Raw genomic sequence first — 16278 nt, 5'->3', positions numbered from 1 at the left:
TTAGATAGGATGATCACCCATGACTATTGCACAGCTTCAATATTTTTTGACAATTCGTAAATATCTGAGCTTCTCTAGCGCAGCGGATGAGCTGTGCATCACCCAATCCGCGATATCCAAACAGATCAAATCCCTGGAGGGCGAGCTGAACACCCTGCTGTTCGACCGAAGGACACGGACGATCAGCCTGACGCCTGCCGGAAAAGAGTTCGTATTATATGCCGAGAAGATTCTGGCCAATTACAATGAGATGATGTCGAACATGAAGAAGCATGAGCTGCTCGAAACAGGCCATATATCCATTGCAACCATTCCCGTGATGTCACAATATGGCATGACTTCAATCATAGCCGGGTTTACAGGAATGTATCCGCATATCAAATTGCATCTGATTGAAAAAGAAAATGATATCATTGTATCCATGCTTCGCAATGGCGAGGTGGATGTAGCGTTCATGCGCACTAACTATATTCCCGAGGGGCTCTCCGAGATTCATCCGCTGGTGGATGATTTCTTAGTGCTGGTGGTCTCCAAGGATCATCCCCTGGCAGATCAAGCCTCCGTGGAGCTGGCCCGGGTGCAGACCGACAAGTTCATTCTGCTTAACTCGACTTCGGGTATATATACTACCTGTATGGAAGAGTGCCGCAAGGCCGGCTTCACGCCTGAGGTACTCTTCACCAACAGTCGGATTGAGACCATTATGGAGCTCGTCGCCGAGAATCTCGGTGTAACCCTGCTGATGAATCAGGTTGCCCGTTATGTGGATCATCCCAAGCTTAGCATCGTGCCGCTGGCCGATCCGGTTCTTAGCTCGTTTGCCATGGTGAATCCCAAGAATAAACAGAATACAGACAGCATCACGGCATTTATTGACTATGTAATTCAATCATCATCCTGAAATTTCATTGTAACTAATTTCACATTCTCCTTCATAAATAAAGTGTACCTAAGGCGCCAAGGCATGATTACATTCTAAACGCGCGGTCGCCATACAAACAATTCCAATATAGAAAGCATCTATTCCATTATGGAAAATAACCTGACCTGAAACGGTTCCCTGGAGGATTTCATCATGGCAAAACCTTTCTTTCCGCGGCTGGAGGGAAACAGCCGGGGCTGCTTGACCTTTGAGCCTTTTTTCCTGATTCCCTACAGCATGTTCTCTACTTATGCCACCCTGTACATGTATGAGCTTGGATTGACCGAGGTGAACATCGGGTGGATAACGACCATCGGACTCATCGTACAGGTATTCTCCTCTTTGCTCAGCGGTTATTTGACGGACCGGCTAGGACGCAAGCGGGCTATTCTGTATTTTGACCTGCTTAGCTGGAGCCTTGCCACCTTGTTATGGGCCTTCTCACAGAACCTGTGGTTTTTCGCCGCAGCTGCAGTGATTAACGGCTTCCAGCGTGTGCCGCATATCGCCTTTTACTGCCTGATTGTTGAAGATACCCGTCCCGCTGACCGGACCTATGTATTCACACTGCTGCAGATCATCGGGGTGATCGGAGGCCTGTTCGCACCGCTGGGCGGTCTGCTTGTCCACCAGTATGGCATGGTCACGGGCATGAGGATCATGTACGTGCTGGCCTTCCTCTTCATGACCTTCCAGTTCGTGGGCCGTCATCTAACCACCAGGGAGACCGAGGCCGGTATCCGCAAAAGGCAAGAGACCCGGGAGCTCGGCCTTAGAGAGAGTATGATTGAATACGGCGGCGCCTTCCGTGATCTGGGGGCTGAGCGCAATCTGCTGCTGATCTTCGGCGTATACATTCTGTTCAACTTCCAGGCTACGCTGAAAAGCACCTACCTGTACCTGTATCTGGCAGATTACATCCATCTGGACAGCGGCATCCTGTCTATGTTCCCGGCGGTATCCTCTGTCATCATGCTGCTGACCCTGTGGCTCTTGATGCCCAGAATCCCGGATCAGAGCGCAAGCCGTGCCATGATGGCAGGCTTCGGCTTATCTGCTCTGTCGAATGCCATGCTGGTTCTATACCCATCAGCGAGCTTTGTCTGGATCGGGCTGAGCACCATTCTGGCTGCCGTAGGCCTGATGATCAGCTCTCCTTATCTGGAGGCAGCCGTGCAGAACGCCATTGATGATGAGAAGCGGGCCAAGGTCTTCTCCATGCTGTCAGTCCTGATCCTGGTATTCACCGCACCTGCGGGCATTATCGGAGGCTGGGCATACAAGCTCGACCCGCGAATTCCGCTGTGGCTGGTAACTGCAGCGTTCGTCGCCTCGTATCTGCTGCTGCACCTGTACCGCAGACGGACGGCTTACAAAGACACTGTTCCGCAGCAAGCTCAGCAGTAAGCAAACAGGGATGCCCCTCGGACCCATTACGGCCGTTGAGCATCCCTGTTTGTGCTTTTATACTAATCTATGATGAGGATGAATCGGTCTTCACCTGTTCCTGCTCCTTCTCCAGCGCCTCCTTGAGATCATCCTGGACGCGGCGGCTCCAGAGCGGAACACCGGAGCGGTAGGCCGCCCGCCCGGTCAGATGAGCGGAGAGCGGAGAAGTCATGAATACGAACACGATTCCGAGCAGCAGCTTCGCACTGATGAAATCGAGGAAGAAGGCGAAATAGAGGAATGCGCCGCTGAGTACACAGAGCACACCGAGCGTAGCACTTTTGGCGGCGGCATGTGATCTTAGGTAGACATCGGGCAAGCGGATCAGACCTACAGAGCTGACTGCGCTAAGCAAGGCTCCGGTCAGAATCAGCAGGACAAACACATACTCAATGACCGTCTTGATCAGGTCCATGTTCAAACACCACCCCCCTTTCGATATATCTGGCCAAGGCCATCGTCCCGATAAAAGAGAGGATGCCAATCAGCAGAATATATTCTATAAAGGCTTCCGTCTTGAACAGGACCGAGAGGACGGCGACCATCGCCAGCAGATTGATACCGATGGTATCGAGTGCGGCTACCCGGTCAGGCAGTGACGGCCCCTTGACCAGCCTCCAGGCACAGATAGCAATGGAGATGACCATGATCGACAGCGCCACCATGAGAATCGATTGAATCATGAACGGGTCACCTCCAGAATCGCGCGTTCAAAGGTATTACGGATATTCGCATCGAACTGCTTCACATCCTGTATGTCCATGGCATGAATGTATAAGGTCCGGTTGTCTTTGGACACCTCCAGCACGACGGAACCCGGCGTAAGGCAGAGCATAGTAATCAGCACCGCCACCTCCCAGTCCGATTCCAGCTCCGTATGGTACATCAGGATAGCCGGGCGGATATTGAGATTCGGGCGAAGAACCGCCTTCACCACTACATAACTGGAGGCCACCAGCTCCCGCAGCAGCAAGGCCACCAGCTTCAGAATCGCCCATATTTTACCCAGGTACAGCCGTCCGTCGAAGAAGCGCCGCATGACCACGAGTACGGCCACCCCCAGCACATAGCCGACGATGAAGCCGGAGGCCGTCCAGTCATTATTCAGGAACATCCACAGGAAGGCGATCATGAGATTCAACAATATTTGAAAGGCCATCTTCATCTACTCCTTCATGACAGCATTAATGTACGCTGCCGGATCAGCGAGGACTGCGCCTGCCTGCCCCACATAGCCGTTCACCCACTCGGCGCCGATACCCATCAGGATGACGAGCACAAACAACGCCGCAGCCGGTACCATCATAGCTTTGTAGCGCAGAGGACGAATTTCTTCATCGCTCTTCTCGCCTCCCCAGAATACCTGCTGGAAGACTTTGATCAGCGAATACAAGACGACGAAGCTGGAAGCCAGAGCGATAAGCGCAAGCGCGGTATGCTGCTCCCCGAAGCCGCTGCGGACCATCATGACCTTCCCGGCAAAACCGCTAAGCGGAGGAACGCCGACCAGCGCCAGCGTCAGGACGAAGAACATCCAGCCCGTCCATGGATACCGGCGGATCAGACCGCCCATCAGCCTCAGCTGCTCCGTCCCCGAAGCTGCGACAATCAGCCCGCCCAGGAAGAACAGCAGTGCCTTGGCAACCATATCGTGCATCAGATAGAATACGACCCCGCTCAGCGAATCCTGGGTAGCCACGGAGATGCCGAAGGCGATGAAGCCGACACTGATGACAATATTATAATTGAAGATCCGGCTTAGATCATTATAGGCGAGTGCCCCTATGGCTCCAAGAATCATAGTGGCCCCTGCCATCCAGCCGATCAGCGAATGGGTCAGGCCCATATCATGGACAAAAATTAGCGAGAACGTTCTGGTGATGGCATACAGCCCCACCTTGGTAAGCAGTGCGCCGAACAATGCCCTTACCGCCTGCGGAGGAGCACTGTACGAATCCGGCAGCCAGAAGAACAGCAGCAGGCCTGCTTTGAGTGAGAACACCAGCAGCAGAAGCACGGCAATCACATTCATGACTCCACCCTGCCCGGCCTCTCCCACACGGATGGCCAGATGAGCCATATTAAGCGTGCCTGTCGCCGCGTACAGATAAGCAATCGCCGCTACGAACAAGGTGGAGGAAATTACGTTGACAAGGATATACTTGAGCGTCTCGCGCAGCTGTATCCGGGTTCCACCCAGAACAATCATGGCGTAGGAAGCAACCAGCAGCACCTCGAAGCAGACAAACAGGTTGAACAGGTCACCCGTCAGGAACGAGCCGAACACACCGGTGAGCAGGAAATGGAAGAATGTATAGTAGTAGAACCGCTCCCGCTCCTCACCGATGCTTGCAAAAGAGAAGAACAGGCAAGCTGCCCCTACCACCGCAGCTGTCAAGACAAGCAGCGCTGCGAACATATCAGCTACGAAGACGATGCCGTAAGGCGGAATCCAGCCTCCCATATACAGCGTCTGAATCCCATCGGTATGGACCTGGTATATAATGATAAGCGCTACTGCGATGTTCACCAGCACACTGATGGCACTGAGGATACGCTGCAGCTTAATTCGTTCCTTGAGAAAAATCAGGATGACCGCCGTAAAGGCCGGGATCAGCAAAGGCAGTACCAGCAGGTTGTTCATGGTCTCTCCCCCTTGCTTCCTTCCACATCATCCGTCCCCGCCGAGCGGTAAGCCCGGTAGGCCAGAACGATGAAGAACGCGGATACCCCAAAGCTGATTACAATGGAAGTCAGGATAAGCGCCTGCGGCAGCGGATCGACATAACTGTCCGCCTTCTCGCCAAGCAGAGGTGAAGCGCCCGTCTTCAGGCCCGCCATCGTCAGCAGCAGCAGATGAACGCCGTGAGTCAGCAGCGTCGTCCCGAGCAGGATGCGGAGCAGACTTTTGGACAGGACCAGATAGACACCTACGGTAAACAAGACACCGATCGCCAGGGCAATAAGGATCTCCATTAGTTATCCCTCCCGATCGTAAAGATAATATTCATCGTGACACCAATCACCGAGAGGTAGACTCCCAGATCGAACAGCATCGCCGTGGTTAGCTCCGTCTTGCCCATGACCGGCAGTTCAAAGTAACCGAAGGCCTGGGTCAGGAACGGAGCATCGAAGACAAAGGAACCGATTCCGGTGAGAAAAGCGATCATAATCCCGACTGCGATTAACTTGCGGTAATCGACGGGCAGCACCTTCTCCACAAACTCCGTACCGAAGGCAATCGCGATCAGCACCAGCGCCGCAGCAGCCATCAAGGCTCCGATAAAGCCGCCGCCCGGCTGATTATGACCCGCGAAGAACAGATACAGGGAGAAAGTGATGATGATCACGAAGGCTACCTTTGCCACAGATTGCAGCAATACATCATTGCTGCGGGTATAGCGGCGCGTGCTGGACTCCGGTTTGTTTCTGTTTAGAACAGGTGTATGATCCTGCTCCAGCTGCAGCTTGATCATCGAGTAGATGGCCAGCGACGCCAGCCCCAGCACCGTAATTTCGAACATGGTATCGAAGCCGCGGAAGTCCACCAGCAGCACATTGACAATGTTCTTGCCGCCGCCAAGCTTGTAACTATTCTCCACATAGTAGGTTGAGATAGACTCGAACGGACTGCTGCCTAGCGCGGCCAGCGCCACCAGCGTCATCGTGATCCCGAAGCCTAAGGCGATGATCAGCCTCGGCACTTTGACCCGCAGCTTGACCTTCTCCCGCTTCAGCTTTGGCAGATGCCGGAAGCAGAGCAGGAACAGCGTGACCGAGACCACCTCAACAATCATCTGGGTGAGGGCCAGATCGGGTGCGCGGAACAGGATGAACAATAGCGTCACCATGTAACCGACCATTCCGGTAAGCAGAATCGCCGAGACTCTGGACTTCGCAAATGGTACGGCGAGCGCACCGGTCAGCAGGACCAGTACGGCAACAACTTCAAAGAAGGTGACCGGAGCGTAGCTCCCCTGGCCAAACGTAATGCCCTCCGAATAAAGCATAGTACCGCCTACTACAGCGATAATCAGGGTGAAAATATACATCAGATAATGACGCATCGAACCGGTCATGTATAGTCCTGTCACCGCACGGGACAGTCCCTCCACGAGCCGGATACTCCCGTCATATACCTGTGTCAGCGTGAGGCCGCTGCGCCATTCCTTATCCACAAGGCTGAACCGGCCATATACGCGGTATACGATAATCCCGAGAAGGATCACGCCCAGCGTCATCCAGACCTCGGCGGTGAACCCGTGCCAGAAATAGATGTTGACGTAAAAAGGCGAGCTGGCTGCAAGCTCCGGATGAATGGCATTCATCCCCGGCACGATCAGTGTCCCCGACAGTATGTTCGGGAAGAAGCCGGTGATCACGGCCAGCAGTGCCAGAATTACTGGCGGAAGCAGAAGGCCGAAGGGCGCTTCATGCGGTTTTTTGTCCAGCTTCTCCGGCTGATATTTCCCGAAGAAGGTATGGAAGACCATAATCATGCTGTATGCAAAGGTAAATATGCTTGCAATCCACGCCAGCACCGGGAATATGGTAAAGAAGGCCCCGGGGCTGAAGATATCCAGCTGTCTGATATTCAGCACAGCCGTGAAGAACATTTCCTTGCTCAGGAATCCGGCAAACGGCGGAAGACCCGCCATTGAGAAGCTGCCGATCAGCGCTAATGTGAAGGTTACCGGCATCAGAGACACCAGCCCCCCCCAGCTTGCGCAGATCACGGGTATTCGTCTCATGGTCGACAATTCCGACCACCATGAAGAGCGAACCTTTGAATATGGCATGATTAATTAAATGAAAGAGTGCTGCCGTTGTTGCGGCGGTATAGAATACAGCCTGTTCCCCTGTATAGAAGGAAGCTGCCGATCCCATGCCGAGTAATCCCATAATCAGACCGAGCTGGCTGATTGTAGAATAAGCTAACAGAGCCTTCAGGTCCGTCTGCTTCATCGCCTGGATCGATCCATAGATCAAGGTGATCAGGCCGACGCCCGACACTATCCAAAACCACTCATGTTGCCCCGCAAACACCGGGCTGAACCGTGCTACCAGATATAAACCGGCTTTGACCATGGTTGCTGAATGCAGATACGCACTGACCGGAGTCGGTGCTTCCATTGCATCAGGCAGCCAGATGTGGAACGGAAACTGGGCCGATTTGGTGAAGGCACCCAGCAGAATAAGCAGCATTGCGGGGATGAACAGCGTTTGTCCGCTGATGTCGCCCACCTGGCTCCAGATCTCGCGGATGCTGAAGGTACCTGTCATCACATACAGCATCAGGAAGCCTGCGAACATCGCCAGACCGCCGAAGACAGTGATCAGCATCGACTTTTGCGCGCCGTAGCGTGATTTCTGTCTCCGGTGCCAGTAGGCAATCAGAAGGAAGGATGAGACACTCGTAAGCTCCCAGAATCCGTATAACACCATCAGGTTATCGGATAGGACGACTCCCAGCATAGCTCCCATGAACAGCAGCAGATACACATAGAATGGAGTCAGCTCTTCCTTGCGTTTGTCCAGATAAAAGATGGAATAGATAAAGACCAGGGTGCCCATTCCCGTGATTAACAAGGCGAACAGCAGGCTTAATCCATCCAGATGGAAGACCAGATCAATCCCAAGGGAAGGAATCCATGACAATGTCTCATATCCGAGATCCCCTCCCTTGATGACCGGAATACGGGTAAAGAAGTAGATAAATAACATCAGCGGTGCGGCCAGTACAAGCCATCCTCTATGGAGCTTGCGTACCCTCCCGCGTAGAAGCGCTATCATCAGGGCCATAAGAAACGGAACAAGAACGGTTATATGCAGCAAAGGCAAGCCTCCTTTTCCCTTCAGTGGTATAGGTTGTGAACACTGGTACTTACTTCCTGACAACAAGACCGGTTATAGCGGATCGGCCAAGTTCCCTTCACAGATATGCAAATATCTTGCTTTACCATCTTGCTCAATTTTGAACAAGCCATTCTCAAACTCGGTGTGCAATTCGTGGAAGTATTTCCCTTTAATGAAGTCTGTACCTTCCGGCTCATCGCTGAGCTGATACATTCCCTCGTTCTTCACCAAATAAGCGGTTACCCCTTCTTCATGGGTCTCTTCAAGACCGGCGCGCATACGCTGAACTGCAACTACATGCAGATCCATCATCTTCATCTTGCTGATCAGTTCATTAACGAAGTTGCGTTTAGTCAGCTCCTGCCATAAGGTCTGGGCCGATTGCCCGATGATAACCTGAGTGACTTCATGTTCTTCTGCCGCTTCAACGATCACATCCGTTGTCTTGCGGCCGCGGCGCTTGCGCACCATGAATTCAGCACCGGCTTCTTCAGCCAGACGCTTCCAGACCGCCATATACATTTCTTTGCTTTGATTATATTCATCACTGTCTGAACTATCCACATTGAGCACATACAGCGGTGCCCCGATCAACTCGGATAACTGGACTCCACGCCGGATCAAACGCTCGCCATGCGGGCCGTAATGAACACATACCATAATCTTTTCCTTGTGAATGACTTTCGCCCTCCTGTTAACATGGGCCGGAAATACAAAAGGAGCCTAATGGCGTTAGGCCCCTTTCTGTTGTTTCAAACCCTGAAAGTTATACCTAAATTATATCTATTCCGATGCTGTTTGTAAAGTTTACGGACAAGACTTGGACAAAACAGAAGCATTTGTTCCCGGCGGCTGCCGCTTCAATTAAGGATGGCGGAGGTGAATATTAGTACCCTTCCGTCCGTGTTAAGCACCTGGGTGCAGTTCCCTGCTGCGGAAGGCCCTCCATACCGGGAGCGGGTCGCCGCTTGAACCTCTTACGGCAGTATCTCCGTATAAATCCACGCATAAACATATCAGCACCTTAGCCTGATCGACGTCCGGCAGATGGAGCTGAAGCAGATGCTCCAGCGTCTCCGGAAGCTTCTCACCCACCAGGGAGTCTCCGTATTCGCCGTTGTCATGAAGAGCCATTCCTTGAAGGTCAGAGGCTACAATCAGCGCCTCCACCTCCTTCGGCAACCCCAGAATCTCTCCCCTGTATATTGGTAGCCATTCTTATACAATCCCTTGGCTGCCGCGTGCCGCAGTGACATATGGAATGAATTCGAGCGGTTCTTCCGCAATCGTGACGATCTTAAGCCTTTCTCTGCCCGCCTTACTTTTCTTCATTCCGTGCCCACACTTTTCGCTAAATGCCAGGCCTCCAGAATAGAGACCGGCGCTTTGCTGCTGGCAGAACCGCTGCCTTCTTTCGTCCACAGCGGCGGGTAATAGCCCATCACTTGGCCCGGCTCAAGCTGCTGGACCTCCTCTTCCCAACCCTCCCAGCGGAATGTTTCGTAGAACAGATCCAGGTCCCCTTCTGCCAGCCAGCCGATGAAGCCCGAATAGGTTAATTCTGTCGTCTCCCATTCCTGAGCATCGGGAGCATAATAATAGATATGACCCGTCTGCCCGAACCGCCCCGTATCCAGGCCGAAGAAGCCGCCGGCCGCATCATAGGCCACAATTAGTATTCCCGGCAGCGGGACTGTGTCCTCTGCATCACCCAGACCGTTCCAGGAAGCCAGGCTGCCGAAGATGCCATCTGCTCCAGCGCCGAGCAAGGTAAGCCATCCATGCTCGAACACGATTCCTCCTGTCTCGTAGGCTATCGCTCCCAGATAGGATTTCGTGCTGACCTGCAAGCGGACCAGCGTCTGTACCGCGTGTTCCGCTTCTGCCGCCTCCAGCCGGTAGGTGCGCGATCCCTGACTCAGCAGCTCCCTGATCTCTTCCCAAGCGTGGTTCTCCACATCTACCAATTCTGCTACAGATAATAAGTGCATATGCTTCCGCCTCTCTCAATGCTTTATGCTGTTTCCAATATTTATATATACCCTATTCAGTGGGAACTGCAATCCTGAATTGACCAGAGGTTTATTAACATTCCGCCGCATATAGCTGGCATATTATGTGAGGTTCATAGAATTTCTTAATGACTATGCCAAAAATAATTGATTGGCAAATTGATGTCAGGTTTTATAGAATTCTTTTAAATTCTAATTAATACGGGATAGCCCGAATTACAATCAGACAGGGAGTGCTTGCCAAAGTGTCCATCGTTCCTACACTAACGTCAGAAGTATCAAATGAGGCTGTGCAATACGTGCAGCGGATCTATGCAGAGGTCCAGAAGCGCGACCCGCATGAGCCGGAATTTCACCAGGCTGTCCAGGAATTCCTGGAGAGTATCACCCCCGTTCTGACCCGCCACCCGCAGTATATGAAGCACGGGATTCTCGAGCGGCTGGTTGAGCCTGAGCGCAGCATCTCCTTCCGTGTCCCTTGGGTGGACGATGCCGGTAATACCCAGGTTAACCGCGGCTTCCGCATTCAATTCAACAGTGCCATCGGTCCCTACAAAGGCGGCCTGCGCTTCCATCCTTCGGTCTACCTCGGGATTATCAAGTTCCTGGGCTTCGAGCAGATTTTCAAAAACTCGCTGACCGGCCTGCCCATGGGCGGCGGCAAGGGCGGCAGCGACTTCGATCCCAAGGATAAATCGGATCAAGAGGTTATGCGCTTCACCCAGAGCTTCATGACAGAATTGTACCGCCACATTGGACAGGATACAGATGTTCCTGCAGGGGATATCGGTGTAGGCGCGCGCGAGATCGGCTATATGTTCGGCCAATACAAACGGATTCACGGCGGGCATGCTGCCGGTGTTCTTACCGGAAAAGGGCTGCTCTATGGCGGCAGTCTGGCACGTAAGGAAGCTACCGGCTATGGCTGTGTATACTTCGTGCAAGAGATGCTGTCATCGAACGGAGCAAGCTTCAAGGACAGCAAGGTGGTCATCTCCGGTTCCGGGAATGTCTCCATCTATGCTATCGAGAAAGCTCAACAGCTGGGAGCCCACGTAATTGCCTGCAGTGATTCGAACGGTTACATTCATGATCCTCAGGGCATCAATCTGGCTACCGTCAAAAGACTGAAGGAAACAGAGCGCCTGCGCATCAGCGAATATGTGAAGGAGCACCCGCATGCCGTGTATGTTGAGGGCTGTAGCGGAATCTGGAGCCTGCCTTGCGACATCGCTCTGCCGTGTGCCACGCAGAACGAGCTGGATTTGGAATCCGCCCGGACGCTGATTCTGAACGGAGTTAAGGCCATCGGTGAAGGTGCCAATATGCCGACCACTCTCCAAGCGGTGGAGCTGTTCCTGGAGAACCAGGTGCTGTTTGCTCCAGCCAAGGCCGCCAATGCCGGCGGCGTAGCGGTCTCGGGCCTGGAGATGAGCCAGAACAGCATGCGTCTGTCCTGGACCTTCGAAGAGGTGGACGAGAAGCTGCAAGTCATTATGAAAAATATCTACAGCAGCACCGTTCAGGCAGCAGAGGATTACGGCGTCGCCGGTAACCTGGTTGCCGGCGCCAACATCGCCGGGTTCCTGAAGGTTGCCGATACCATGCTGGCGCAGGGTATCGTGTAACCTGTTATAGACTAATTGATACAAGAAGAGGTGTCCTTAAGCCATTTGGCTGGGGACACCTCTTTTTAGGTTGAGGCATAGGTAACTGATCATTTAAGCTCGCACCCGGCGGATTCAGGTGCACTAATGCTCCTCATTCGCTCCTATAGCTGACTTCAGGCAAATTCAGGTGCACTTGTGCTCCTCATTACTCTCCCTCTGCCGTACTCGACCTCACCAACGGGATTTATCCCGCTCATTGTAGCCTACAGCAACTCGCGCCGCAGTTCTTCAGCCGATCTTGGGGACAGGTGGCCGAGCGGAATGTCGAATACCGTCTTAGCTCCTGTCTGGCCTTCCTGCTTCAGACGCACAGCAGCGCGGGCATAGGCGGCCAGGACGCTGGCGGTGAATTCCGGGTTGCTGTCCAGCTTCAGCCCGAATTCGGCGATCTGCTTGCTTCCGCCTCCGGTCACTCCGCTGCGGATGACGAAGCCGCCATGCGGCATCCCTGAATGCTCAGCAGCAAGCTCCTCGTCCGTAATGAATTGAACCGTTGTGTCGTAATCGGCGAAATAGTTCGGCATCTCCACAATCGTCCGGGTAATGGCATCGCGGTCAGCTCCTGCTTCAGCCACTACGTAGCATTCCCGGCGGTGCTTCTCGCGGGTGGACAGCTGCGGGGTCTCGCCTCCGCGAATGCTGTCAATAACCTCCTGGACTGGCACGGTATATTGCACGCCTGCCTTGACACCGGGAACCCGGCGGATCGCATCCGAATGCCCCTGGCTGACTCCTGTACCCCAGAACGTATAATCTTCGCCTACCGGCAGGATGGACTGCATCAGCAGCCGGTTCATAGAGAACATGCCCGGGTCCCAGCCGGTGGAGATCACACTTACGCTGCCGCCTTCGCGGGCAGACTTGTCCACCGCAGCGAAGAAATCAGGGATTTTGGCATGAGTGTCAAAGCTGTCCACCGTATTGAATAACCGGGCCAGCTGCGGAGTCTGCTCCGGCAGATCTGTTGCGGAACCGCCGCACAGAATCATTACATCAATCTTGCCTATGTACTGCTCGGCGGCTGAGATGTGCTCGGTGCGCGTTCCTGTGATGTCTGCCAGCTGCTGCGGATCTCTGCGGGTGAATATGGCTACCAGCTCCATATCGGAGTTCTGCTCAATGGCCTGTTGTACCCCTTTACCCAAATTTCCGTATCCGACGATGCCTACTCTAATGGTTGATGTCATGTCTGTAATATCCTCCCTTGCCGGTTAACCCGGAGATATGAATCCTTCAAAAGTTAAGTATATATACATTACACGAAATGTAAATAATTAAAGTGTTATAAACCACAGTTATTTATGGAAAACAGCCGCTGCTGCTTCACGAAGCCCGCAATCAGGCAAATGAGCATGCACACCGGGCCTTAACAGAATGCTGATCCAAGCAGACGGAGGGCAGCCCGGTGGCAAGGAACACAACATGTGATACAGGAAATCCTAAGCTACGCTGAAAAGCACGGTTTTGGTGCCTATTAACGTTGAACCGCTGTTTACAAAATAATAGTTGGACGATGTATCCAGCGTGAGCGGACCGGTCCAGGTAATCGTGGCGAACTGGCTGCTGAAAATTCCGGTTGGCGGCACATCTGACAAAGCAAGCGTTACTGTAACCGCAGCATTAATAGTTGTGTTAGTAATGTGGGAATACCCCCGGACATTAATGACCCCGTCGGATTGGCTGTCCACCATACGCTGAATATTAAGCCCATTATGCACCATTGTATTGATCCGGCTATGGTACAGGTAAGTGTTCAAGTTCCCCATATGTCCAGACTGGATGATATCGCCAACCACCCGGGCATTCAGCAGCTGAAATTCAATCGTTGTAAACGGGTCTCCGACCGCCACATTCTGGAAGGTGACATTGCCGCTGATAATGGCTCCGTCCGTATAATTCGTATGCGTGCTTACCGATGTCCCGTCATCAAACGTGCCGATTACAGTGACCGGACGCGCATCAAAAGCAGGTCCTTGTATGAGATATACGTCCTCGGCAGCCTGACTGGTCTGAATGGTTACATTACGGGGAGTGGAGGAAGCGAAATTGGCCAGATCCGCATTGCCCAGCACCCAAGGACCCAGACCAAGCAATTGAATGTGCCTGGCCGGCGGGATGACTACATCTTCATCAAAAATCGAATTCGCCGCAATAAGCACAATACACCGCGCTCTCATACCGATGCTCACGGCCAACGGGCTGTTGACTGCGGCATCAATGGCCGCCTGAAGGGAATTGAATGGGGCAAACGGAGAACCGTTGCCAGGCCCAGGAGCTGCCGAGTCCGCCCAAAAGATCGTTTCACCCCATTCAAAAACCGGTGTTCCTGCGGGCGCCAGCACTTCAGAGGATACCAGGCGGTGAGCTGTAACCAGCTGCCCTGCCGAATTTTTGCCCCATGCTGAGATTTGAATCACTTCAGAAGCGGCATCCTCAACGGTGAAAATAAACTCAAATGCATTCAGATTGGCGAAGTAGTTCTTCGTGATCACTTCATTTGGAGCGATGGAAAATTCATCTTGCGCATACAGCGTCCGGGTTCCGTTCAAGACATAGCCTTCTACCAGAATCACCGAAGAGATTAGCGAGTCCCGGTTATCGAATTTGATCGTTACCAGTTGAGTGGGTCTGACCCCGCCGGCAGGACTATTCTCAATGGGACCTGTCGATAAAATCGCCATACTTATTCCTCCTCAAATTGCTAGATTTAATCCACCCCTTCAGATTAATGTATGTAATGTGTTTAACAACAACCTGTACATTCTAGCAATAACTAACTCCTGCTGTCGGGCAATAGACAAATAGAAACGCCTGTACCGTCCTTGTACTAGTATTGTGCCGTTACAGCAAGAAGTAGAGAGATAGCGTTCGTGTGAAATTCTCATTAATAGCCCGCATTATAGCCCACTCCATAGACTAAATCCCCGCATACATTAACCTAGTCAAAGTCATTTCCATGTATGCCAATATTAGCTCAAAAGGAGCTGGAAACCAGTGAACTCAGCAACGAAGCTTACCGGACGCGTCATCTACAAAGGTGATCCGGGTTATGAGGCCGCGCGCAAAAATTGGGACCCGCATACCGACCGATTCCCCAAAGTATTCGTGTTCGCCCAGAAGACTCAGGATGTAGCCAATGCTATCAAATGGGCCAACGAGCGTGGGATTCCCATCCGGCCCAGAGGCGGCAGACATGCGCTGGAGGTCAATCTGTCCCAGGTGAACGGCGGAATCGTCATTGATGTCAGTGAAATGAACAGCATCAAGCTAAATAAAAAAACGGGGACAGCCGTCGTCGGAGCCGGAAACACAGTGGGGAGAATCGCCCATACGCTTGCCCGGAAGGGGTATATGGCGCCTTTCGGGGACAGTCCTACCGTGGGAATCGGCGGCATTACACTGGGCGGCGGCATCGGCCCGCTTCAGCGTACCCTTGGGCTCGTCAGCGATAATCTGGGGGAGCTTGAAATGGTCGATGCCAAGGGCAGAATTATTATTGCAAATAAGAAAAGGAATGCCGATCTGCTCTGGGCTTCCCGTGGCGGCGGCGGCGGCAACTTCGGCGTGTGCACCCGTTACAAATTCAAAGTACGCCCGGCTCCTGCCACAGCAACGGTATTCCGCATCACCTGGCCCTGGGTCCAGTTCGAGAAGGTCCTTAAGACCTGGCAGCGCTGGGCTCCCGCCGTGAACACCAGACTGGGCAGCGAATTATCCATCGGTCCCAAAAAAGGCGGAAATGTCAGCATGCTGGGACTATTCCTCGGATCTAAGGCTGAGGCTGTCCGCCTCTTGAAGCCCATTACAAGTGTAGGAACCCCTACGATCCAAACGATCCGTTCCCTGCCTTATCCGCAAGTGGTCAGCTTCTTGTTAGCTCCCGATCCGGTACAGACTCAGCGCTTCAGCAACCAGTTCTCCAGCGCCTTCGGCAGGAAACCGTTCCCGGATCAAGCATTTAAGCCGATGCGTGAGTTCCTGAAGAAGGTGGAGGGGAAAGACGCCGGGTTCTTTTTCCTCAACTGGGGTGGGGCTGTAAGCCGTAAATCTCCTAAATCTACTGCCTTCTACTGGCGAAAGGCCAAATTCTACGTGGAGTGGAACAGTTCATGGATCAAGAAATCGGATGCCGCCAAAAATATATTCTACGTCCGCAACACCCGCCGCAAGCTGCAGCCGTTCATCGTGGGAAGCTACATCAACGTGCCTGACCAGGGCATCAAGCATTCCGGCCCGGTCTATTATGGAACGAACTATGCCAGATTACGCAGAGTCAAGGCGAAATATGATCCCGGGAATGTGTTCAACAATCCGCAGAGTATCCCGCCAGCCCGCATCAAGAGCTGAGTTCGAATAAAAACGAGCAGGA

The 16278-nt window shown here is 53.0% G+C and carries 14 protein-coding genes and 1 pseudogene; 4 read left to right on the top strand and 11 right to left on the bottom strand.

Annotated elements, in window-relative coordinates; translation table 11 throughout:
• The first annotated feature begins 19 nt into the window (after positions 1-19).
• On the top strand, positions 20-901 hold the full coding sequence (locus tag MKY86_RS12950; protein WP_076077671.1) for a LysR family transcriptional regulator: 882 nt from the start codon (positions 20-22) through the stop codon (positions 899-901).
• A 174-nt stretch (positions 902-1075) separates the two neighbouring features.
• Positions 1076-2329, top strand: coding sequence for an MFS transporter (locus MKY86_RS12945; RefSeq protein ID WP_076077668.1), 1254 nt, complete (start codon positions 1076-1078; stop codon positions 2327-2329).
• Between the two features lie 67 nt (positions 2330-2396).
• On the opposite strand, the gene mnhG is transcribed toward MKY86_RS12945, so the two are convergent.
• The 9 genes and pseudogenes from mnhG to MKY86_RS12900 all read right to left on the bottom strand — a co-directional run bounded on the left by mnhG (position 2397) and on the right by MKY86_RS12900 (position 10218).
• Positions 2397-2786, bottom strand: a complete 390-nt coding sequence (gene mnhG, locus MKY86_RS12940) for a monovalent cation/H(+) antiporter subunit G (protein WP_076077665.1) — start codon at positions 2784-2786, stop codon at positions 2397-2399.
• Positions 2761-3054 (bottom strand): Na(+)/H(+) antiporter subunit F1, encoded by a 294-nt coding sequence (locus MKY86_RS12935; protein WP_076077663.1) that lies wholly within the window; start codon positions 3052-3054, stop codon positions 2761-2763. The genes mnhG and MKY86_RS12935 overlap by 26 nt, the downstream gene beginning before the upstream one ends.
• Positions 3051-3530 (bottom strand): Na+/H+ antiporter subunit E, encoded by a 480-nt coding sequence (locus tag MKY86_RS12930; RefSeq protein ID WP_076077660.1) that lies wholly within the window; start codon positions 3528-3530, stop codon positions 3051-3053. The genes MKY86_RS12935 and MKY86_RS12930 overlap by 4 nt, the downstream gene beginning before the upstream one ends.
• A gap of 6 nt (positions 3531-3536) precedes the next feature.
• On the bottom strand, positions 3537-5015 hold the full coding sequence (locus MKY86_RS12925; protein ID WP_076077658.1) for a Na+/H+ antiporter subunit D: 1479 nt from the start codon (positions 5013-5015) through the stop codon (positions 3537-3539).
• Complete coding sequence (locus tag MKY86_RS12920; protein WP_036729053.1) at positions 5012-5347, bottom strand: Na(+)/H(+) antiporter subunit C; 336 nt, start codon at positions 5345-5347, stop codon at positions 5012-5014. Before MKY86_RS12920 ends, MKY86_RS12925 begins: the two co-directional genes overlap by 4 nt.
• A pseudogene (locus MKY86_RS12915) lies at positions 5347-8212 on the bottom strand (Na+/H+ antiporter subunit A). Before MKY86_RS12915 ends, MKY86_RS12920 begins: the two are co-directional and overlap by 1 nt.
• A 66-nt stretch (positions 8213-8278) precedes the next feature.
• Positions 8279-8887, bottom strand: coding sequence for a hypothetical protein (locus tag MKY86_RS12910; RefSeq protein WP_076077653.1), 609 nt, complete (start codon positions 8885-8887; stop codon positions 8279-8281).
• 246 nt (positions 8888-9133) lie between these two features.
• A complete protein-coding gene (locus tag MKY86_RS12905) occupies positions 9134-9409 on the bottom strand; it encodes a hypothetical protein (protein WP_076077651.1) in 276 nt (91 codons plus the stop codon).
• Between the two features lie 146 nt (positions 9410-9555).
• Entirely contained in the window at positions 9556-10218 is a 663-nt protein-coding gene (locus MKY86_RS12900) for a DUF2625 family protein (RefSeq protein ID WP_076077649.1), read from the bottom strand.
• Between the two features lie 272 nt (positions 10219-10490).
• Here MKY86_RS12900 and gdhA point away from each other — a divergent pair, with 272 nt between their 5' ends.
• Positions 10491-11867 (top strand): NADP-specific glutamate dehydrogenase, encoded by a 1377-nt coding sequence (gene gdhA, locus MKY86_RS12895; protein WP_076078146.1) that lies wholly within the window; start codon positions 10491-10493, stop codon positions 11865-11867.
• 245 nt (positions 11868-12112) lie between these two features.
• Here the strand turns inward: gdhA and MKY86_RS12890 are convergent, their stop codons facing one another.
• Together MKY86_RS12890 and MKY86_RS12885 are read right to left on the bottom strand one after the other, a co-directional pair.
• The gene (locus MKY86_RS12890; protein WP_076077646.1) at positions 12113-13096 is read right to left on the bottom strand and encodes a diaminopimelate dehydrogenase; all 984 of its coding nucleotides are present in this window, start codon (positions 13094-13096) and stop codon (positions 12113-12115) included.
• Between the two features lie 252 nt (positions 13097-13348).
• The gene (locus tag MKY86_RS12885; RefSeq protein ID WP_076077644.1) at positions 13349-14590 is read right to left on the bottom strand and encodes a hypothetical protein; all 1242 of its coding nucleotides are present in this window, start codon (positions 14588-14590) and stop codon (positions 13349-13351) included.
• Between the two features lie 313 nt (positions 14591-14903).
• Between MKY86_RS12885 and MKY86_RS12880 the strand changes: the two genes are divergently transcribed.
• Entirely contained in the window at positions 14904-16256 is a 1353-nt protein-coding gene (locus tag MKY86_RS12880; protein ID WP_076077641.1) for an FAD-binding oxidoreductase, read from the top strand.
• The last annotated feature ends 22 nt before the right edge of the window (positions 16257-16278 follow it).

The organism is Paenibacillus sp. FSL R7-0333 (genome assembly GCF_038000365.1).
Classification (GTDB): domain Bacteria; phylum Bacillota; class Bacilli; order Paenibacillales; family Paenibacillaceae; genus Paenibacillus_AQ; species Paenibacillus_AQ silagei.
The sequence above is the reverse complement of the archived record's forward strand: the minus strand, read 5'-3'. Positions and strand labels throughout refer to the sequence as shown.

What these genes read in the sequence shown, in the direction of transcription:
- MKY86_RS12950 (WP_076077671.1), top strand. Translation starts at nt 20, where the DNA reads ATGACTATTGCACAGCTTCAATATTTTTTGACAATTCGTAAATATCTG.
- MKY86_RS12945 (WP_076077668.1), top strand. Translation starts at nt 1,076, where the DNA reads ATGGCAAAACCTTTCTTTCCGCGGCTGGAGGGAAACAGCCGGGGCTGC.
- mnhG (WP_076077665.1), bottom strand. Translation starts at nt 2,786, where the DNA reads ATGGACCTGATCAAGACGGTCATTGAGTATGTGTTTGTCCTGCTGATT.
- MKY86_RS12935 (WP_076077663.1), bottom strand. Translation starts at nt 3,054, where the DNA reads ATGATTCAATCGATTCTCATGGTGGCGCTGTCGATCATGGTCATCTCC.
- MKY86_RS12930 (WP_076077660.1), bottom strand. Translation starts at nt 3,530, where the DNA reads ATGGCCTTTCAAATATTGTTGAATCTCATGATCGCCTTCCTGTGGATG.
- MKY86_RS12925 (WP_076077658.1), bottom strand. Translation starts at nt 5,015, where the DNA reads ATGAACAACCTGCTGGTACTGCCTTTGCTGATCCCGGCCTTTACGGCG.
- MKY86_RS12920 (WP_036729053.1), bottom strand. Translation starts at nt 5,347, where the DNA reads ATGGAGATCCTTATTGCCCTGGCGATCGGTGTCTTGTTTACCGTAGGT.
- MKY86_RS12910 (WP_076077653.1), bottom strand. Translation starts at nt 8,887, where the DNA reads ATGGTATGTGTTCATTACGGCCCGCATGGCGAGCGTTTGATCCGGCGT.
- MKY86_RS12900 (WP_076077649.1), bottom strand. Translation starts at nt 10,218, where the DNA reads ATGCACTTATTATCTGTAGCAGAATTGGTAGATGTGGAGAACCACGCT.
- MKY86_RS12890 (WP_076077646.1), bottom strand. Translation starts at nt 13,096, where the DNA reads ATGACATCAACCATTAGAGTAGGCATCGTCGGATACGGAAATTTGGGT.
- MKY86_RS12885 (WP_076077644.1), bottom strand. Translation starts at nt 14,590, where the DNA reads ATGGCGATTTTATCGACAGGTCCCATTGAGAATAGTCCTGCCGGCGGG.